This is a genomic window from Synergistaceae bacterium, from assembly GCA_012521675.1.
Taxonomy (GTDB): Bacteria; Synergistota; Synergistia; order Synergistales; family Aminobacteriaceae; genus JAAYLU01.
On sequence record JAAYLU010000018.1, the window covers coordinates 25,875 to 45,679 of the forward strand.

15 protein-coding genes are annotated in these 19,805 nt (G+C 61.8%); 3 read left to right on the plus strand and 12 right to left on the minus strand.

Annotation, left to right across the window (positions count from 1 at the left end):
- Nucleotides 1-91: 91 nt before the first annotated feature.
- The gene (locus GX181_02165; GenBank protein NLM70752.1) at nt 92-1,693 is read right to left on the minus strand and encodes a right-handed parallel beta-helix repeat-containing protein; all 1,602 of its coding nucleotides are present in this window, start codon (nt 1,691-1,693) and stop codon (nt 92-94) included.
- Nucleotides 1,694-1,881: 188 nt separating this feature from the next.
- Here GX181_02165 and GX181_02170 point away from each other — a divergent pair, with 188 nt between their 5' ends.
- Nucleotides 1,882-4,776, plus strand: coding sequence for a calcium-translocating P-type ATPase, PMCA-type (locus GX181_02170; protein ID NLM70753.1), 2,895 nt, complete (start codon nt 1,882-1,884; stop codon nt 4,774-4,776).
- Nucleotides 4,777-4,826: 50 nt separating this feature from the next.
- On the opposite strand, the gene GX181_02175 is transcribed toward GX181_02170, so the two are convergent.
- The 8 genes from GX181_02175 to GX181_02210 all read right to left on the minus strand — a co-directional run bounded on the left by GX181_02175 (nt 4,827) and on the right by GX181_02210 (nt 13,751).
- The gene (locus GX181_02175; GenBank protein NLM70754.1) at nt 4,827-6,203 is read right to left on the minus strand and encodes a DUF3754 domain-containing protein; all 1,377 of its coding nucleotides are present in this window, start codon (nt 6,201-6,203) and stop codon (nt 4,827-4,829) included.
- Nucleotides 6,204-6,282: 79 nt separating this feature from the next.
- Nucleotides 6,283-8,622 (minus strand): hypothetical protein, encoded by a 2,340-nt coding sequence (locus GX181_02180; GenBank protein ID NLM70755.1) that lies wholly within the window; start codon nt 8,620-8,622, stop codon nt 6,283-6,285.
- A gap of 55 nt (nt 8,623-8,677) precedes the next feature.
- On the minus strand, nt 8,678-9,157 hold the full coding sequence (locus GX181_02185; GenBank protein ID NLM70756.1) for a PTS glucose transporter subunit IIA: 480 nt from the start codon (nt 9,155-9,157) through the stop codon (nt 8,678-8,680).
- 5 nt (nt 9,158-9,162) lie between these two features.
- The gene (locus GX181_02190) at nt 9,163-10,167 is read right to left on the minus strand and encodes a haloacid dehalogenase-like hydrolase (GenBank protein ID NLM70757.1); all 1,005 of its coding nucleotides are present in this window, start codon (nt 10,165-10,167) and stop codon (nt 9,163-9,165) included.
- A complete protein-coding gene (nagB, locus tag GX181_02195) occupies nt 10,164-10,889 on the minus strand; it encodes a glucosamine-6-phosphate deaminase (protein NLM70758.1) in 726 nt (241 codons plus the stop codon). The genes GX181_02190 and nagB overlap by 4 nt, the downstream gene beginning before the upstream one ends.
- Nucleotides 10,861-12,018: an N-acetylglucosamine-6-phosphate deacetylase gene (nagA, locus tag GX181_02200; protein NLM70759.1), complete on the minus strand. Its 1,158-nt coding sequence runs from the start codon at nt 12,016-12,018 to the stop codon at nt 10,861-10,863. Before nagA ends, nagB begins: the two co-directional genes overlap by 29 nt.
- A 147-nt stretch (nt 12,019-12,165) precedes the next feature.
- A complete protein-coding gene (locus GX181_02205; protein ID NLM70760.1) occupies nt 12,166-13,554 on the minus strand; it encodes a PTS transporter subunit EIIC in 1,389 nt (462 codons plus the stop codon).
- Nucleotides 13,524-13,751: a hypothetical protein gene (locus GX181_02210; GenBank protein NLM70761.1), complete on the minus strand. Its 228-nt coding sequence runs from the start codon at nt 13,749-13,751 to the stop codon at nt 13,524-13,526. The genes GX181_02205 and GX181_02210 overlap by 31 nt, the downstream gene beginning before the upstream one ends.
- Before the next feature lie 349 nt (nt 13,752-14,100).
- On the opposite strand from GX181_02210, the gene GX181_02215 reads away from it, so the two are divergent.
- Both GX181_02215 and GX181_02220 read left to right on the plus strand, forming a co-directional pair.
- Nucleotides 14,101-14,244: a redoxin domain-containing protein gene (locus tag GX181_02215; GenBank protein NLM70762.1), complete on the plus strand. Its 144-nt coding sequence runs from the start codon at nt 14,101-14,103 to the stop codon at nt 14,242-14,244.
- Nucleotides 14,245-14,253: 9 nt separating this feature from the next.
- The gene (locus tag GX181_02220) at nt 14,254-14,721 is read left to right on the plus strand and encodes a redoxin domain-containing protein (GenBank protein NLM70763.1); all 468 of its coding nucleotides are present in this window, start codon (nt 14,254-14,256) and stop codon (nt 14,719-14,721) included.
- A gap of 49 nt (nt 14,722-14,770) precedes the next feature.
- Here the strand turns inward: GX181_02220 and GX181_02225 are convergent, their stop codons facing one another.
- The 3 genes from GX181_02225 to GX181_02235 all read right to left on the minus strand — a co-directional run.
- Nucleotides 14,771-16,846 carry a hypothetical protein gene (locus tag GX181_02225; protein NLM70764.1) on the minus strand — a complete coding sequence of 692 codons (2,076 nt, stop codon included), beginning with the start codon at nt 16,844-16,846 and terminating at the stop codon, nt 14,771-14,773.
- Between the two features lie 78 nt (nt 16,847-16,924).
- A complete protein-coding gene (locus tag GX181_02230; GenBank protein ID NLM70765.1) occupies nt 16,925-18,601 on the minus strand; it encodes a right-handed parallel beta-helix repeat-containing protein in 1,677 nt (558 codons plus the stop codon).
- Nucleotides 18,602-18,933: 332 nt separating this feature from the next.
- On the minus strand, nt 18,934-19,805 hold an 872-nt coding region (locus tag GX181_02235; protein NLM70766.1), incomplete at its 5' end, for a tryptophanase.

The window sequence follows — 19,805 nt, forward strand, 5'->3', positions numbered from 1 at the left end:
CACGTCAAGGGGGCGGCGAGGTTCGCCGGGGAGGCGAAAGGGTAGGGGCCGGGGCCTCTCGAAAAGGGAGGCCCCGGGCAGAATGGTGCCGTCAGTGAGACTTGAGCAGCAGGAGGGGCAGTGCCAGCAGCAGGGCGAAGGGCGAGTCTCCGACTAAACAGCCGCCGCCTCCGCCCGCGCCCGGGGGCGTCGGTGCGGGGGACTGGCCTCCGCTCTCGTAAGAACCCATGTCGACCGCTTGCCCCTGCGGTCGGGGCACGCCTCGCTGGTCCACGGGCGGCGCATCCTGGTTGATCCCCGCGTCGATCGCGGAGCTGCCTTCGAGCAGCGCGTGAGTAGGGGTGGGCCCGCCGTTGTCCGCAAGGGAGCCGAGCATCGGGTCGTCCTGCGTGTTGCCCGCGCCCGGCTGATCAGTGACGGAGAAGGACACTTCGACGGTGGAGGAGGAGTCGGCGGTCAGCTGTCCGGTGGAGGCGCCGCCCGACCAGAAGATGCAGTTGGTCGCGGTCGTCTTTGTCATGTTGTGGCTGTGTATCGCCCCTCCCTGGACGGAGGCGGTGTTCTCGGCAAAAGTGCAGTTGAGGATGACCGGCCTGCTGCTGTTGACGAGCATCATGCCGCCCCCCGTCTTGGCCGAGTTGGCCGAGAAGGTGCAGTTCACTACCGGGGAGTTGATGTCCGCCCAGAGGCCGCCTCCAATTTCGGCGTTGTTACCGAAAAAGGTGCACCCGGCGATCTCCATCTTGGTGAATCCATAATTCACGTACATGCCTCCGCCATCCTCGGCCGCCGTGTTAAGGGAGAAGACGGATTCCTCGATTCTGTTGTCTGAGTTTTGGAAGCCCGAGTTGTACATGCCTCCCCCGTTTTTTCCCGAGCTGTTGCCGAAGAAACCGCACCCGGACACCTCCAGCGAAGAGCAGGATTCATTCGACATCCCGCCACCCATCTGGCCGACGTGATTGTTGCGGAACAGGCATCCCGTGTAGGTGGTCGAGCTGGTGAACTGGTTCGCGACACCTCCTCCCCGCCATGCTGTGTTGTCGGAGAAGAGGCAGTCCCTGATCTCTACCGGGAGCTTGTTGTGGTAGAGGACGATGCCGCCTCCCAGGTTATCCGCCCGGTTCCCGGTGAAGTGACAGTTGGCTATCGTCGGGCTTCCATTTACGATGATCATCCCGCCTCCGTGTTCGCCCAGATTTTCCAGCGGGCCGGAGTAGTTCGCATTTCCGCCCGTCACGGTGAATCCGTCCAGCGTCGCGCCCGCGCCGACTTTTTCGCATCGCACCACGTGTATGCTGTTGTCGGCGTGGTCCTCCGGGTCGCCGATGTTTCCGGAGAGCACCGTCTCGTTACTCTCCCAATCTCGCTGCTCCCTCGACGTCTCGCTCCCGGAGAAGCCGCCGAAAATCGCAACGCCCGTCTTCATAGCGAAGGACTTGTACCGGTCCGTGCCGGTCGTCGGTTTGTATACGCCGGCGGCCACCCAGACCTCGTCGCCGTTGCTTGCGGCCGCAAGCCCGTCCTGAAGCCTGACGAAGGCATCGGCCCAAGAGGTACCGTCGTTTGTGCCGCTCGCGACCGAGTTGACGTAGACAACCGCCCCCTCCGAGACCTCCGCACCGAGCAGGAGCAGCGACAGAACGAACGCCCAAAGAATAGTCCGCTTATTGCAGGCAAACCAGTGGCACATGGTATCATCTCCTTCGACTCCGTTTTTAAGGAATTCGGTCCCCGAGTCCGTCTTGGAATTTTACCATAACGACAGGGCAGTGTGTAAAAGTCACCGCGTCCAAAGGCTCCTTCCGAGGAACGCAAGGCGGGCGAAAGAGCGTATAATAAATAAGTTGCGATGGAAGCAAACACTTTCGGAGGTGCCGAATGAAAAGGTACGAGGGATTGACCTCGCGAGAGGTCCTTGAAAGCAGGGAGATTCACGGCGAGAACACTCTGACCCCGCCCGCCCGGGCGCCGTGGTGGAGGCTCTACCTGGAGAAGTACGACGACCCGGTCATACGAATACTGCTCATCGCGGCGTGCATAGCCTTCCTGGCCGGGCTGGCGCGCGGGGAATACCTGGAGGCTGTCGGCATAGTGGTCGCGATCTTTCTGGCCACGACCATGGCCTTCATCAACGAGTACAAGGCGGGAAAGGAGTTCGACATACTCAACAGGGTGAGCGACGACGTGGGCTTCGAGGTGATCCGCGACGGCGAGTACCGCAGCGTGCCGAGGAGGGACCTGGTCGTGGGGGACATCCTGCTGCTGGAGACCGGCGAGGAGGTTCCGGCCGACGCGTCCGTGCTGGAGGCCGTGTCGCTGCAGGTGGACGAGTCGACTCTGACCGGCGAGTCCGCGGCCGTCACCAAGCTTCCGGAGGACGACCCCCGGAGCGCGGGGATTCAAAGCAATACAGCCTACCCGTCGCACCTCGTCTACAGGGGCACGATGGTCCAGGACGGGCACGGGGTCTTCCGCATCGATTCGGTAGGGGACGCCACGGAGATCGGCAGGACCGCGAAAGAGGCATACGAGACCCCGGACGAGCGCACCCCGTTGAGCCGTCGGCTCGACGGGCTGAGCAAGGTCATAGGGGTCGTCGGATTCGGCGTCGCGGCCGTGCTCTTCGTATCTCTGAGCCTTCACGCGAAGGTGTCGGGGGAGCTGGAGATGGATCGGGGACAGTGGATCTTCTCGCTCGTGCTGGCCGCGACCTTCCTGGTGGCCTCGGTGCGCGTGTGGTTGCCGATAGTCTACGACGCGATCGACCTGCTGGGAAGGGAACGCAGGCGACCGGAGTGGCTCGAGAAGGAGGGAGTCTGGCAGTGGGTCAAGCCGTTGCTCTTCGGGGCTGCCTTCTTCGTAGTTGCCTCCCTCGCGTCCTACCTTGCCGGGGTCCTGCCGTCGTCGCTCGGCGAGTACCTTAACGTCGACGCGGGCAGGAAGTTCCTCCAGTTCTTCATGATCTCCATCACCCTCATAGTGGTTGCGGTGCCGGAGGGGCTGGCAATGAGCGTGACCCTCTCGCTGGCCTACAGCATGAGGAAGATGACCGCGTCCAACAACCTGGTGCGCAAGCTGCACGCGTGCGAGACGATCGGTGCGGCCACCGTGATCTGCACGGACAAGACAGGCACCCTGACTCAGAACAGGATGAGGGTGCACGAGCTGAGCGTGCCCGCCTACTCGACGTCGACCGATCTTCTCTACGAGGCTATGGCGGCGAACTCGACCGCCAACCTGTCCAAGTCATCGGGCGAGACGGAGGTGCTGGGCAACCCGACCGAGGGCGCTCTGCTGATGTGGCTCTACGAGCGTGGGGAGGACTACAGGAGGATAAGGGGTTCCTTCGACGTGATCGACCAGCTCCCCTTCTCGACCGAGAGGAAGTTCATGGCGACGCTGGGCCGGGGGCGCGACGGGCTGACGACCCTGCACGCCAAGGGTGCGCCTGAGATCCTTATGGAGAGATGCTCGCGGATCCTGCTCTTCGAGGGCAGCGAGCTGTTCACCGACGATCACAAGGAGGAGATAATGGCCTCGGTGCGCTCCTTCCAGAGGAGGGGGATGAGAGTGATAGGCCTGGCCTCCCGCCGAATTCCCGAGGGGACGGAAGGGGACGCTTCGGAGCTGTCCGGCGATCTGACCTGGCTCGGCTTCGCGGCGATCTCCGACCCGGTGCGAGACGACGTGCCCGCTGCGATACGCTCGTGCGCGGAGGCGGGGATCGAGGTGAAGATAGTCACCGGCGACAACCGGGAGACCGCGCGGGAGATAGCGAGGCAGATCGGCCTGATCGAGGATGGCGTGGAGGCCGAGCACTCTCTGCTCACCGGGGACGAGTTCGAGGAGCTGGTCGACAGGCCGGAGTCCCGCGGGAGGATGCTTGACGAGCTGAAGGTGATGTCCAGGGCCAGGCCGTCGCACAAGCTGAAGCTGGTCAAGGCCTTGCAGGAGAGGGGAGAGGTGGTGGCTGTCACGGGCGATGGGACCAACGACGCCCCGGCCCTGAACCATGCGAACGTCGGTCTGTCGATGGGCAAGAGAGGGACGGCCGTGGCCAAGGAGGCCAGCGATATAATACTGCTCGACGACTCGTTCACCAGCATAGTCAACGCGATAATGTGGGGCAGGGGGCTCTACCAGAACATACAGCGCTTCATCCTCTTCCAGCTGACGGTGAACGTGTCGGCGATGGCGATAGTCCTGCTGGGGCCGGTGATCGGGATAGAGCTGCCGCTAACTGTCATCCAGATGCTCTGGGTGAACCTGATCATGGATACCTTTGCGGCCCTGGCGCTGGCCACGGAGCCGCCCCATCCAGAGGTGATGCGCGCAGGGCCGAGGAACCCGGACTCGTTCATAGTCACTCCGGAGATGGCGAGGGGCATATTCGGCTACGGGGCGCTGTTCGTCGTCGCGATGGCATCGATGTTGCTCTTCATCAGGGGAGGCGGAGTGTCGTCGCGCGAGCTGACGGTCTTCTTCAGCGTATTCGTCATGCTGCAGGTGTGGAACCTGTTCAACGCGCGCAGGATGGGGCTGAGCAGCTCTTCGTTCAGCGGACTGAGGGACAACCGTTGGTTCATCGGCATAGTCGTCCTGATAGTCGCCGGACAGGTGCTGATGGTGCAGTTAGGCGGCGGTGTCTTCCGCACTGTGCCCCTGTCCGTCCTGGACTGGGTTCTCATAATAATTGCCACGTCGCCCGTGATACTGATAGGGGAGGCGCTTCGCTTCCTCGCACGTCGCGGAGAGACCGCTCGGGCGACGTAACTGCCGCGACGAAAGCAAGAAAGGGGCGGCCTCGAGGCCGCCCCTGGTCTTTAGTTGCTGTAGGTGAATATGTTGTCCCAGAGCTCGTCCAGCCTGAAGAGGGTATCGTCAAGCGACGGGACGACAAGTCTTTCGCCCTCCTCCTTGGTCAGAAGCCCCTTGTCCTCCAGCTTGCGCAGAGCGTCGTCGACCTCGAAGTCCAGCTCCACTCCGAACCTGTCCTTCAGCCATTCCTCGATTCGGTCGTCCAGCTCCTCCTCAGTGAAGCTCGTTCCGTTCCGGTTGCGCTCTGTCAGAAGGAACCAGTAGGCCAGCAGCGCCTCCTTGCACTCCTCCTCCTCGGCCTCGTGAACCAGGAAGTCGAATACGCCGGCGTTGTTGTCAAGGTTGTGAAAGTAGAGGGTCTTCATCAGCTTGGCCTGGTGCCTGTCCTTGGTTATCCTGTACTTGGAGAAGACCTTGAAGGAGATGGTGCCGACTATCACTAATGCCGCTAGTATCGGGAAGAGCTGCTCTTTGAAGTGAGCCCAGTCGATCGCCCTTCCCGCTACGACGGCGGTTACCAGGGTGCCTATCACCAGTATGGCGGGTATGACGCGGTTCACCACTCCGAGGATGCCCGCCGCCAGTGGGAGCAGTATCTTGCCCTTGTCCACCAGTGTCATCTGTATCGTGATGTCGGGGAAGAGGGTCTGCAGGGTTGAGACAGGGACGTTCTTGAAGGCCTTCAGGAAGATGGTGGGAGTCTCGTCCGTATCGGCGGGGGCCTTCTTCTCCGGCTTTTTCCCCTGGACGGCCTCCCTGGCCATGCGTTTTTCCCTCTCTCGCTCGGTCTCCGCGGCTGTCTTGACGTAGGTTTCGTAGAACTCCTCCACGTCCTCGCTGCTCTTCAACCTGATGAGAATCATAAGCCGCTGGATGACCTCCTCGAGCTCCGGCTCGACCGACTCCTTCTTTCCACGGAGGGAGCTCCACCAGGAGAGAGGCGTCCTCGGCTTGGGGGCGAACATGCTTCCCCTGCGGAAGATGAGCACCTCGTCGTACTTGTCGAGGTTGACCTTTATATTCAACCCCCGGGGGGCTGCCTTGGTCATTATCTCGTTGAGTTCCTCTACTGGGAACTCCCGGTAGTTGGCGGCCAGAAGGAGCTCCTTCAACGCCTCCACCATTTTTGCGAACCGGAGGTCGTGCGACTCGTTGTCGAGGCCGAACTTCAGAGTATCGGCGTCCGGGTTGAATATGTGATACGCCCTGCGCGCCCTCTTAAGTGTGTCGTGAAAGTCATAGTGGTAGGTAGCCTCCACCAGCTCCGCCACCCTTCGGAACTTCTCGGCGTCCGCCTCTGTCCGCGACTCCTCGCACAGGGCGTCGACCAGGTCGTCGGTCCTCAGGGGAATGAACTTGTCAAGCTCGGGGTTGATCGCCATCTATCTCCCTCCCGCATGCGATCTTGCGCGCCGGCTGCGCGCTCTTCCAAATGTGTAGTATAGCACGGAGCGCACCTCTCTATGCTCGGTCGCACTCCTGCCTGCGCAGAAAAACAATGTCCGCTCCGCACGGGACCCTGCTCTTCTTGGAGGGGTTGAGAACGACCTTTCGGGCACTGCGCTCTATATGAGCGCCCGTCTCCGGCGGCTCCGGCTCCACCCAGCCCAGGGGGATGCAGCCGTTGTGAGAACCCCCGAGCAGTTCGGCGAAGGTGGTCCTGTCCGATTCGAACCCGGGGACCGAGTCCTCGACGGGGCTGCAGGCGATATCCACGTCTCCGTACTGGATGATGGTTCTGAAGAGCTCCTCGAACTCCGGCTGAAGCGCGAAGGTCGTCAGAAGCCTCGCCGTCGTCAGAGGGGCTATGACGTTCGAGCAGCTCCTTATGTTGCGCACGACGGCCTCCGAGTCCACGGTCAGGGTCTCCACGATAAGGCGGACGTCCTTCTCGACGGCCTCCTCTATCATGTGGCTCAACATCAGCAGCTTGGAGGTCGTCTCCGCGTCGATCTGGTCGGGCGTGGCGGAGTCAAGCAGGTAGCCGTCCGCCAGCAGCACGATCATGTCGAAGGAGGGCAGGTCCAGCGCGGAATTAATCTCCTCCTCGTTGCGGAAGCGGCACTCGGTGAAAGCCACCCCGCCCGGCAGGGGCGAGTTCGAGTACTCGTCGTACCAAGCCCTGAACTCCTCGTCGGTCTGGTTGTCCGCGATCGTGACGGACACATCCACCGACGACATCTCGTCGATGATGAAGGGCAGCCTCGGGTTGACTCCGACTATAAGCAGATCTCCGGAGGGTGGGACGTCCGGGCACCAGGGCGACGGGCCCTCTCCGTCGGCATAGGGCTTCGTCCTGGACTCGAAGAACGACGCGTCGTAGGAGTCCTCGCTCAGGACGATGACGTCCGTGCCGCCCGGCAGCTCGTCGTCGGGCGGAGGCACCATGACGAACTCGTTGTCCCGACCCCTGTAGCCCACCGGGACCGACCTCGGGAAGGCATTCATCAGGTCGCGCCACTTCCACGGCGTCCCGTCGGGGAGGGCGACTATGTGAAACTCGTTCCCTTCAGGGGTGAGGAGCTCGTTGTATATGTCCTCGGCGAAGGGGTTTACGCACATGGCGGCGATCAGCTTTCCCGTGAAAAAGACCGGGTTGAAGAAGACCTTCACGCTCCTGTTGCCGAACGGCCGCAGGAACTCCGTGACATGGTAGCTCCTGCTCAGGTCCAGGTAGTTGAGCACTATCACCGGCTCGTGCCTGCCGCCCTGCTTGCTGTCGAGCAGAGTCTCCAGCGCGACGAGCGTGCGTGTTACCACCGGGTCGTTCAGTCGCTCCGAGAGCCTGCTGTTCGCCGCCCTCTCGCCCAGCACTATCACGGCCCGGGCCTTGTGTGCCGATATCCTCTCGAGCGCCTCGGCGTTGTGAAAACTGCCGATCCTGGTTATGACCTCCACGTGAGGCCGGGACTCTATCATCTGGTCGGACGACTCGGGCGGGCGCTCCCTTGCGACCACCACCCTTATAAGCCTCTTCCTCTCGTTGATGCAGTAGCTCTCCAGCTCATCTATTATGTGAGGGACGCACTCGTTGAAGCCGAGCAGCACGATGTGCCCCTTCTCGCGGACCTCGCCCCGGCCGCTCTTCAGGTCGTCGAGGCGCTCCATCAGCTTTCCGATGATGATGGCTATCAGCACGCCGTTGAACAGAACTATGCCGATAAAGGAAAGGACCAGGATCGCGACCTTGACCGCGGTCTCCTGCCCGCTTACCTCGAAGATGCTGTCCGAGCTGATCATCGTTATCAGGGAGAACCAGAGATTGTCGCCGTGCTCGAAGCCGGCCCCGAGGGCGTTCAGTATGGCAGTGAAGACCCATACGAAGCCGAGCGAGACCAGGATCATGGTCATCACCTGCCGGAGCATCGAGACCTCCAGCAGCCGCTTGAACCGATAGGAGAGGCTGCGAGCCGCCTCGGAGCTCTTCATGCTGTGGAAGCGAAGCAGCCTGAATATGCGGGGCAGGCGAAGCAGTCGCAGCATGGATGCGCCTCCGCCGGGGAAAAGGAAGAATAGAAACTCGTCCCACGGGATGGTGGCCACCCAGTCCATCCACCAGTCGGGCAGGTACTCTCGTTTATCCGTCGAATAAGTGAAGAATCGGGCGGAGAGCTCGACGGCGAATATCGCCGAGAAAAAGAGGTTGCACGTTTCCAACGAATCACTGTCGATAAAGAGCGAGAGCACCGCCGTGACCACCGAGGCGGAGATAAGCAACAGAAGCACGGCGTCGACAGCCGTGTGTTTGAAGAAGGCGTCGAGCCTCCTGGAGTAGCCCATCTTCTTTGATAGCGACGGCATCTACCGTCCTCCCTTCTTATCTTATCGTCCTGCGGCGTGCCTCTCTACCGTGTCCTCACTTGGCCTCCACCGTCAGCAGGACGTCCACTCCCGCGCGCACCCTGCCGAATGCCGCGCTGAGCGACTTCACCAATTCGCCGGTTGTGATGATCACCGGCGTGAGCAGGGAGGGGGCCTTCGAGGCGACAAGTGCGAGATCGAAGCGGACTATAGGCTCGCCAGCCTTTACAGTGTCCCCCGCGGAGGCCAGCAGGGCGAAGCCCTCGCCTTCGAGGGAGACAGTGTCTATCCCCACGTGCACAAGTATCTCCAGGCCGTGCGCCCCCCTGATACCGAAGGCATGCCCGGTTGGGAAGAGGGCCGCCAGCTCGCCGTCGCAAGGGGCGAGCACGTTCCCCCCCTCGTCCGGCATAAGAGCGACCCCGTCGCCCATCATCCTCTCTGCGAAGACCGGGTCGGGAACCAGCTCCAGCGGCACGACCTTCCCGCTGAGGGGAGCCAGCAGTTCGAGTCGCTTTCCTTCCAGCCCGAACAAGTCCGTCACCTCGCTATCGAGGCCGCCATCCTGCGCCAGGCGTGGCGCCTGCCGCGGATCGCGATGGAGTAGGCGAGGATATTCTCCGGCACTGCCACGCCCGGGCTGTAGCCCGAGTCACCGATGTGGTGGATATCCGCCCCGCTGCACTTGCACCAGAGGGCGATACGCCTGATGGTGCTCTCGTCCGCTCCCTCCTGCGACGTGCCGATGGAGGTCATCGCCATGGCGCCCTTCGAGTGTATCATCTCGACGAGCGAACGCGCCAGCTCGGGCGTGATGCCCGGCACTGTGCCGGGGGCGGGGATGAGGACTATGTCCGCGCCGTCATCAATCCAGCGTTCTATGATAGACTCGTCCACCAGGTCCGCACCCGCGTCCGCGAGCGACCCGGCCGCGTGCATCTTTCCCGCCGCGATGATCGGGTCTGCCCCCACCGCCTCTCGTATGCCCCTGATGGACTCGGCTATCGAGGATGTCGTCACGCCGGTGGCCGGGTTCCCGGTTATCAGGAGCATGTCCACTCCCTGCTCTATAGCGAGTTTGGCGATCCCGGGCGTCGCCCTGCGTCCCTCCGGAAGTGCGACCTGCGGCCCGGAGAGGCGCTCCGCCGTGTCCACCGGCTCCAGGTTTATCGCTATCGGCCGTCCGACGAGCCGCTTCAGGGCCGATATGGCCGAGGGAGCGCCGTCGCCCCGGACGCTCGCCGCACGCCCCTGCCCGTAGGTCCTCAGGAAGAACTCCTCGTCGCTGCCTATCTCCAGGCCCTCGATATTCGGGGCGAGCACGTCGTACATGTTCAGCAGGATGATGTCCGCGCCGAAGGCCCTCGCCACCTCGGCGTTGGTCACGTCGCCCAGCAGCGCCGCCGCCGGGGCTATCACCTCCGCGGCGAGGGTGCGCCCCTCGGCGGACCTTATGCTGGTCAGAAGCTCGCGCCCGCTCATGGCGAGCAGGTCGGACGCGTTCGCGTCCAGAATGCGTCTTGTCACCTGTTTCTCCTTTCTCATCCCAGGAGGGCGGCCGCGGCCTCGTCCAGAATGACAGTCGTGTCCGGGTGGAGCTGAAGCAGGGATGCGGGAAGCTCCGGCGTTATCGGCCCGCGCGTCATTCCAAGGACAGGCTCGGCCTTCGACTGGCCAGACGCGAGGAGGAGTATGCGGCGCGCGTTCATTATCGTCCCTACCCCCATCGTGATCGCGGTCGTCGGCACCTCCCCGTCGGCGAAAAAGTGCGAGTTCGCCTCGATAGTGCTGTCGCTTAGCCGGGCCAGGTGCGTGTGGACGCTAAGCTCGCTCCCCGGCTCGTTGAAGCCTATGTGTCCGTCGCGCCCCAGTCCGAGCACCAGGATATCGATTCCGCCCGCCTTGCGGATGGCCTCCTCGTAGCGCAGGCTCTCCGCCTCCAGGTCGCTCGCGGTGCCGTCGGGGATGTGGGTGCTCTCCGGCCTGATGTTTACGTGGGAGAAGAGGTGTTCCTGCATGAAGAAGCGGTAGCTCTGAGGGTCGTCGGGCCTCAGGCCGACGTACTCGTCCAGGTTGAACGAGATCGCGTGCGAGAAATCCGCGACCCCCTCCCCGTGCAGCCGTACAAGCTCCCTGTAGAGTCCCTTGGGCGTCTCTCCGGTCGGCAGCCCGAGCACGCTCTCCGGCCTTTGAATTAGTTGAGAGACCAGTATGCAGGCCGCCATGCGGCTCATCCGGTCATAGTCCTTTGCGATTACAATGCGCATTTCGGTTGAAGACCTCCTTGCCTCCGATATAAGTCCCTATAACGCTCCAGTCGTCGTCGAGCAGCGCGAAGTCGGCGTAATAGCCGGGCTCTAGCCTGCCCCTGTGCCTCTCCCCGATAAGCTTCGCGGGGTTGGCCGAAACGAGTCTGACCGCCTCCCAAAGGGGCAGCCCGACCGAGCAGGCGTAATTCTTCATGGCGACGTCGAGAGTCAGCACGCTTCCGGCGATCGTCCCGTCCGCCAGCAACGCCCTCCTTCCTCGCACCATCACCCTCTGCCCTCCAAGGTCCCGCTCCCCGTCGCCCAGCCCTGCGCCGCGCATGGCGTCCGACACCAGCACGACCCTGTCAAGGCCCTTTATCTTGTGCAACAGGCGGAAGACCGCCGTGTGAGAGTGGACTCCGTCGGCGATAAGCTCGCAGAAGACGTCGGCGTCGAGGGCCGCTCCCACCAGTCCCGGCTCCCTGTGGTGGAATGGTGGCATGCCGTTGAACAGGTGGGTCACGCTGCTCGCTCCCCGGTCGAATGCCTGCATGGCCTGTTCGTAGGTCGCCTGCGAATGCCCTATAGATGGAACTATGCCCTCCTCCCGCAGGGCCTTGAGGAGGGAGAAAGCCTCATCTTCCTCGGGGGCGAATGTCACCAGTCGAAGGACATCGCTCCACCTCCGGACGAACCCCGGATCGGGCCGTCGAACATGGGTGCCGTCCTGGGCACCGACGCGACCGGGGCTGATGAACGGTCCCTCGAGGTGGGCCCCCAGCACTGTCGCGCCGTTCCATACCGCCCCCTTAGCAACCTTCACCGCGTCGAGAGCGGCCTCGATACGCTCCGAGGACATCGTCATCGTGGTGGGGCAGAAGGCCGTGACACCATGAGCCGCCAGGCCCGCCGCGATGGTCTCGAGCGAGCCGGCCTCCGCGTCCATCGCGTCCGATCCGAGCCCCCCGTGGACGTGGACGTCTATGAAGCCGGGGACGATCCATGCACCGCCTGCGTCCAGCAGCTCCGCCCCGGACGGGATCTCCGCCTCCGGGACGAAGTCGATCACTCGTTCGTCGAACAGCAGCGCCAGACCGTCAAACCAGGATCTGCCGGCGACTATTCTACTCCCTGCAAGCGCCTTCATTCCACCACCTCCGCGCCAAAGAGCCCTCCCTCCGGCTCGCGAAGGGAGGGCTCGTCATAGCGACCGGTTTGGGCGGTCCGCCCAAGTTCCGGCATTTTACCGGTCCGCGCGGTGGTCGCCGCGCCATCCGGTACGGGCGAAGCCTCCCTACTTCTTCATGAGCCTCTTCATGACGTCGCCCAGCAGCTCGGCCTTCGTGCCTATGACGATCTGCAGAGTAGTGGAGTTTGGGCGAACCAGGCCGGTGGCGCCAAGGGCCTTTATCTTTGCCTCCTGGACCAGCTTGCCGTCGCGAACCACGAGGCGAAGGCGAGTGATGCACGCGCCTATCTCCTCGATGTTGTCGGCGCCGCCCAGGGTAGCCAGGTAGTCCAGGGCCAGCTTCTCGAGGTCTGACTTCGACACTGCCGCCGCCGTGGCGCCGATCGCCTCCTCCTCGCGACCCGGAGTGAGCAGGTTGAGGCCCCTGATAACCGCGACGAAGAGGAAGTAGTAGACGGCCGCGAAGGCAAGACCAATCGGGATGATCATCCACCCCTTGGTCGACAGTCCGTAGTTCAGCACGTAGTCTATGGCCCCGGCGGAGAAGCCGAAGCCGTGGTGCACCCCCAGCATCGTGCATACTGCCAGTGCGACGCCGCTTAGCAGGGAGTGGGCCACGTAGAGAACGGGCGCGAGGAACATGAAGGCGAACTCTATCGGCTCGGTTATGCCTGTCAGGAAGGATGTCAGAGCCACGCTGAGCAGGATCCCGGACACGGCCTTCTTGTTCTCTTCCTTGGCCGTTGTGTACATGGCGAGAGCGGCCGCAGGAAGGGCGAACATCATGATCGGGAAGAAGCCGGTCATGAAGATCCCTGCCGTCGGGTCGCCCGCGAAGAAACGGTGAAGATCGCCTGTTACCACGGCACCCGCCGCGTTGGTGAACTCGCCGAACACGAACCAGACCATGCTGTTCAGCACGTGGTGCAGCCCGAGCGGCAGGAGCAGCCGGTTAAGAGTGCCGAAGGTGAAGGCGCCCATCAGCCCCGCGCCCAGCAGCCATTCGCCTACCCTGTGGATGGCGTCCTGAACGGGCGGCCAGACGTAGCCGAACACGAGGGCCAGCACGATGCTGGCAATGGAGGCCACTATCGGGACGAACCGTTTCCCTCCGAAGAAGCCCAGCACGTCCGGCAGTTTGGCGTCGTGGTACTTGTTGTAGAGCAGACCCGCCGTCACTCCGGAGATGATCCCCGCCAGCACCCCCATGTTGATATCGGGGTTGATCGTGACGACCGCCTTGGTAAGGGTGAAATAGCCTACAGCTCCCGCGAGGGCCGCCGCGCCGCCCCCGTCGAAAGCCACTCCCACCGCGATGCCGACCGCGAACAGCAGCGCAAGATTGTCGAAGATCGCCGCCCCCGCCTGCATCACAAAAGGAATATCCAAAACGTCGTCCGCGCCCAGCCTGAGAAGCAGCGCGGCCGCCGGCAGCACTGCCACCGGAAGCATTAAAGCCTTGCCTAGTTTCTGTAGACCCTTGAGCATCTGCAACACCTTCCCTGTATTGTTATCGAGGGCGACGCCCCCTTGAAACACTGGATGCCGAACAAGATCTCGTACTTGAATCTCTTTTCCCTGTAGATGCACTTGGAGTACTCTACCGTTATCCGAGGCTCCACGAACGCCGGGCGGCGCTTGGGCGTCCGGACGTTCTCGGGAGAGAAGGGCTCGCCTTTTCCAACAGGCAACAGGCGAATCTGCGGACTCCCTCCACGACACATAGTCATATACATGTCATGCGGACTATACTACTTGGCCGGGGTCGCGTCAATCAGATACGACCGGTACTTTGAATATGGAGCAAAAAACTAAAATGCCTTGACTTTTAAATGAATTATCATATACTAACCATCGTAAATACGTGCGCATGGACTTTCAATGTGGTATCTTTAGTGCAGGCACAAGTATTGCATTCAAAAGAAAGGGGGATTAGTCGTGAGCGAGGCTAAGGCAGGTTGCACTGTTCCCGCCCCTGAGGTGGAGGGCGTCGGAAAGGACGCCGCCCATGGCGAGACTATCAAGAAGGAGGTCGTTCGGATGGGAGTAACAGTCGGGATGAAGGCGCCTGATTTCACCGCGCCTGCGTTTTACAAGGGTGGTTTCACGACCGTAAAGCTGTCGCAGTTCGCGGGGAAGTGGGTGTCGCTCTGCTTCTACCCGGGCGATTTCACTTTCGTATGAGCGACGGAGGTGTCGGCGGTCGCCGACCGTTACGCGGAGTTTCAGGCTCTTGGAACCGAGGTTATATCCATGAGCGTCGACAGCCAGTTCGTCCACAAGGTGTGGAACGACGTGGAGCTCTCCAAGATGATAGAGGCCGGGGGAGTTCCCTTCCACATGGGTTCGGACGGCGGCGGGGCGATAGGGACGATCTACGGGGTGTACGATGCTGCGCACGGAGTGGACGTTCGCGGGCGCTTCATAATCGACCCGGACGGAGTGATCCAGGCGATGGAGGTGCTTACCCCTCCGGTCGGGCGCAACGTGGACGAGACCCTGCGCCAGATCCAGGCGTTCCAGCTTGTGCGCAAGACTGGCGGGGGAGAGGTCACCCCGTCGGGCTGGACTCCGGGAGGAAAGGTTCTCAAGCCGGGGCCGGAGCTTGTCGGCAACGTCTGGAAGGAGTGGACCCCGAAGGACGTCTACAAAAAGAAGTAGAGACGGCACGAAAAAAAAGACGCCCCTTTGCAAAGGGGCGTCTTTTTCATCAAGGTCGGCGGAGCACGACGATCAGGAGGGGCAGAAGCAGCAAAAGCGTCCCCGTGCCCGTGCCCCCGGGCAGGAGCTGGCATCCGTTGGTATTCTCCTCCGGGTCGGAATTCGGGGAGGGGACGGCGAGGATTATCGGATCCGAGAAGATCCCGTCCTTGAGGCCGTCCAGGAATATGAACCATCCCTCTTGGAACGGCTGTACCGCTTTATCCGGGTTGCGCGCCGCGCCGTCGAAGAGGAGTGCACGGAAGTTGATCACGTAGGCGGAGTCTCTCTCCCTCGCGTCGAAGAAGCCCTCGACCCCGGGGCCGCTCGTGTGCGAGGTGAAAAACGCCCCCAAGGGATGCCCGGATCTCGTTGCGCACTTGACCAAGTCGAACAGGCGAATGTTCTCTCCCTCGCCCACGGCCTTGAATATCCTGATCTCACGCAGCAGAACCTCGTTCATGGGCTCTCCGGACTCTATCGCCTCTTTGATTCTTTCTGCCAGCTTCGGGTCGGCGGCCGAAAGAGAGGAGTGGTACACCGTCAATGTGTAGCTGACGGTCAGGAATCTGCCTGCAAGGTCTTCCTCTACGGGCTGGAACTTGAAGCTGTCCGCGATGAGAGTCAGAGGCGACGCCTCGTTGCCCTCCGCGTCTCTTGTGATAAGGGACGCAAGCTTGCCGGACAAGACAAGCAATTCCTCGTCCGTGATGCCTCTGGATTCAAGAGCAGGTATGGGATCAGCCGTGAGTACTCGTATCTGGGAGCGCTGGCCCGGTCCGAGATCGAGGATTCTTCGTCTATTGGATATCAAGCTTGCAAGCCTGGCATTTTCTGTCTTGTTGAAGTCGAGCAAAGAGAAGACCGGCTCCGCCGCCTCGCCGGGGGCCGGGTCCTCGTCGTCCTCTTGAGGTTCCGGCTCCTGTATGGGCCCGATGCCCGGATTTCCGACCAGTCGGTCCTCGATCTTACCGGGGTCGTCAACTTCTGCTTCGTCATCGACGATCACCTGGTCTTCTTCGGTCTCGACGGGTTCGGGGACGTCCGGGTCCTCGTCCGTCTCTTGTATGAATGGATCGGGAGGCGTGGGCATGGCAGGCCCATCGTCGGGAGGCATGTGAGCAGTATGAGGCGAAGAGGCGTAAAGATCCGGGACGACCACATATCCACCAGACGGCCCGGGAGGAGTCTGTTCTTCCGGCGTCTCGATCCTTGTGCTGGTGCCGGCCCTGGCGGCCCCGCCGATGCGGGCATAGAAGGCCGATATGAAGATGCCCTCTCCGGCGTCGATTACGACTGTCTCCGCGTTGGGGGTGTTCCATCCGCTGGTCGCCCGGAAGGAGACAGTGTACTCGCCCGGGGCCAGCCCGTCAAGGGATGCGCCGCTTTTCAGCCACGGTCCGTCCAGCCTCCACCCGGCCTCCTCGGGACCGTCGATCTCGATGGTGATCGATCCGGTGGGAATGTACGCCGCATACAGCTCTTCAGTGCCGCCGGGGGCAAGGGAGACCATCATGTCGGAGGGTTTCAGCCATCCGACGACCTCGGTGAACGATACTACGTAATCGCCCGGAAGAAGTCCCTCCAAAAGCCCGTCCGACTTGGTGTACCCGCCCGGTTTTCCCGGGTTCAGGCTCCATTCGGCCTCCGCCGGCCCGTCTATCGCGATTTTGACGGATGCGGTCAGAGGAGCGTAGACCCCCGCGGCCCTGGCTTCGCTGTCCCCGGAGATAGTCACCTGCATGGGGTCGGGAGTCTTCCAGCCGATTATTCCGCTGAAGGTGATGTTTACATCTCCCTCCTCAAGGACTAGCGTATCCTCCGGGCGCCTCCACGTCTTTCCTCCATCGATGCTCCACCTGGCTCCCGCGGACTCGGCGTCTTCGGGAAGGAGTGCGACGGACAGGCTGCCCCAGCTGGTCGCGGGTGTCTCGTCCGAAGAGGGGGGATCCGGTGTCTCTGCCGTATCAAGCGCCATTTCCACTCCCTCAAGGAGGATATCAGCGGTCGCGGGTACACAGCCCATCGGCAGCAGAAAGACGGCCGCGATTATTACGATGCAGATTCTAGTCACTGTACGAAACACCTGTCCGCACCCCCTTTTTTCTTTTCACAAGTGTAGGTTGCAAGAGTCGATATGTCAACGATTTACTGGTTTTAAGCGCTATTTTCTGCCAGTCAGTCCGAAAGCCAAGGGCAGGAGGAAGAACAAGACTGACGCGCCTCCGCCAAGGGCGTTGCAACCGCCACCGCCGTCCCCTCCGGGTCTTGGGTCGGGGCCGGGAGGCTCGTCGGAGTACTCGCAGGCACCGATGTCGACGCCTTCTCCCCTGGGCCTCGCCATTCCGCGCTGGTCAGTGGCCGGGATCGCCACATTGCCCGAGATCCTTGTTCCAACGGCAAGGCCCGAGTCGATGGCGGGGCTCTCGGGGTCGGGCAGGCAGGTATCTGTATGACCTCCGTTGTTGAGCAGAGCGCCGAGTCTTGGATCCTCGTCTATGTTGCCGTCGCCTCCGAAACCGCCCTCGACGATGCTGTAGGAGACGGTCATGGTCCCGCCCTCGGAGCGAATCTCGCTGCTGTCCCTCCACAGTATGGAGTTTGCCACTACGGGGCTGCACTGGAAGTTGAACATCCCCCCTCCAACGGCCGCCCTGTTGAGGGTAAATGTGGAGTTGACGATTATAACGCTGCTCTTGTCGTTCAGAATCGCTCCTCCGTTTGCAGCGGCGCTGTTCGAGTAGAAAGTGCAGTTGATTATGACCGGGTCGCTGTCAAAGCTGGTGATAGCTCCCCCGTTCTCGGATCTGTTGGAGTCGAATGTGGAGGCGGTTATCCTGGGAGAACACTCCGAATTGAACAGCCCTCCTCCCTCGATCATGGACCTGTTGGCTGAAAAGGAGACATCTTTGATCACGGGGCTGCTCTTCCAGTTTGCCATCCCACCGCCGGACTCCAGCGCGACGTTTCCGTAGAAAGCCGATTTTTCTATGGACGGGGCAGCGGTTTGAGCGGCACTCTCGTCCTCCTTGGCACAGTAGGTTAGAAGCCCTCCCCCCGACCTCGCCCTGTTGTTAGCGAAGGAGCAGTCCGATATCGAAAGGCTGCTGTCCTCGACATAAACGCCGCCTCCAAAGTTCCCCTCGTTGTCCGAGAAGAGAGTGTCCCTTATCATCGGGGCGCCGTCTTTTACATAAAGCCCGCCTCCGTGATCGCCTCGGTTGTCATGAAAATGGCAGTTCGTTATCCTTGTGTAGCCGCTGTTTATCCTCATCCCTCCGCCGCAGCCCAGATCGCCCTCGTCGTTTGCCCTGCCGCCCGTTATGGTTAGGCCGTCCATTGTGGAGGGGATGCCGAAGTCGTCGCTGACCACCACCACGCTGTAGCTGTTGGATAAAGTGCCTTCGGGCAGTTCGATGACTCCGCTCAAGATCGTGGGGTTTCTCTCCCAGTCACGTTGGCTGCGCGCCGTCTCGTTCCCCGCGAAGCCTCCGAAAAGCGCTACACCGGGGTTCAAGAAGAAAGAGTGTTCCCTGGGCGTCTTTTCGGGCGTATCGTCGTCCTTCGCTCTTTGATCCTCGGAGGAGTCGGGAACCGAGTAGGGGCGGTAGCTCCCAGCTGCGAGCCAGAACTCGTGCCCGTTTCCGGATTTTTCCAGGGTCTCGATGAATCCGCGCTCTCCCAGTGCCTTCTCCCAGGAGGAGCCATCGCCCGTCCCTCCGGGTTTGACTTTGTAAACGTAGGCCTGCACCGCAGAAGCGGAGAATAGGCAGAGCAAGACTGCCAGAAGCGGCGCTATCAGAGTTGCGCGTTTATGGGTTCCGATCGACGACCTCATCATGCCAAGACCACCTTCCAAAAGAGAGTAACGGACAACCGACAGGAGTCCAACCCCCTGTGATGGTCCGATTTTTCCTATGCATACGATTATACTACAAAGCCGATATCTCAAGGAGCTTGCGACCAGGGAACCCATTAGCGGACCGCCTTCGGCGGGAGATTCCTCGCTGCGCTCGGGATGACAAATACCCGTCGTCCCGAACGACCAACGGGAGGTAAGCAGGCGACAGGCGACGCGAAGCGAGGCTAGTCGATCGATATCCCGATGGTATTTGTCGGAAAAAAACAGCCCCCGAGACTGAGAGGTCCGGGGGCTGTTTCGGATTACCGTTCCTACAGGTCCTTTGGCTTCAGGTGGGCCAGGAAGTGCTTAAGCCCCTGCACCGGCGGCTCGTAGACCATCTCCAGTCTCCATCGTATGGAGTCGCGGCGCTTGAAGACGTTGACTATACTCTCCGCCGTGTACTCCATGTGGCCGTTGGTGTAGGTGCGTCTATTGATCGCCAATCGGTAGAGCTCCAGTTTCGGGAAGATCCTCTCGCCGGTCTTCTCGTCCTTGCTCTCGAAGGCCAGGGCGCCAAGCCCAACGCCCCGTATCGCTCCCTCTCGATAGATCTCCACCGACAGCACGTCGGCGGGGTAGGAGGCCTGCGGTATGTGCGGCAGGAATGCGGCGGCGTCGATGAACACCGCATGTCCGCCGATCGGCTGGATGCAGGGGACCCCGCCTTCCTCCAGAAGCTCGCCGAGGTAGCGCACCTGGGCTATCCTGTGGGTCAGGTGCTGTTCGTCGGTCATCTCGCGCAGTCCGACCGCCAGCGCTTCGAGGTCTCGTCCGGCCAGGCCGCCGTACGTCGCGAAGCCTTCGAACAGGATGACCCTGGGGGCTAGCTTGTAGTACATCTCTTCGGTGCGGCAGGCGACGAGCCCGCCGATGTTCACAAGCGGGTCCTTCTTGCAGGAGACCGTTATGGCGTCGGCGTTCTCCATCATGGCGAGCAGGATCTCCGCTATGGACATGTTCGCGCACTCGCTCTCGCGGCTCTTGATGAACCAGGCGTTCTCCGCCATGCGGGCCGCGTCGAATAGCAGCGGTATGCCGTGCTTCTTAGCGACCGCCCCGACCTCCCTGATGTTGGCCAGGCTTACCGGCTGTCCGTCGCCGGAGTTGTTCGTGACGGTTATCATTATGAACGGAATACGGC

Coding starts and splice junctions, on each gene's coding strand:
- GX181_02165 (NLM70752.1), bottom strand. CDS start 1,693: ATGTGCCACTGGTTTGCCTGCAATAAGCGGACTATTCTTTGGGCGTTC.
- GX181_02170 (NLM70753.1), top strand. CDS start 1,882: ATGAAAAGGTACGAGGGATTGACCTCGCGAGAGGTCCTTGAAAGCAGG.
- GX181_02175 (NLM70754.1), bottom strand. CDS start 6,203: ATGGCGATCAACCCCGAGCTTGACAAGTTCATTCCCCTGAGGACCGAC.
- GX181_02180 (NLM70755.1), bottom strand. CDS start 8,622: ATGCCGTCGCTATCAAAGAAGATGGGCTACTCCAGGAGGCTCGACGCC.
- GX181_02190 (NLM70757.1), bottom strand. CDS start 10,167: ATGAGAAAGGAGAAACAGGTGACAAGACGCATTCTGGACGCGAACGCG.
- nagB (NLM70758.1), bottom strand. CDS start 10,889: ATGCGCATTGTAATCGCAAAGGACTATGACCGGATGAGCCGCATGGCG.
- nagA (NLM70759.1), bottom strand. CDS start 12,018: ATGAAGGCGCTTGCAGGGAGTAGAATAGTCGCCGGCAGATCCTGGTTT.
- GX181_02215 (NLM70762.1), top strand. CDS start 14,101: ATGGGAGTAACAGTCGGGATGAAGGCGCCTGATTTCACCGCGCCTGCG.
- GX181_02230 (NLM70765.1), bottom strand. CDS start 18,601: ATGATGAGGTCGTCGATCGGAACCCATAAACGCGCAACTCTGATAGCG.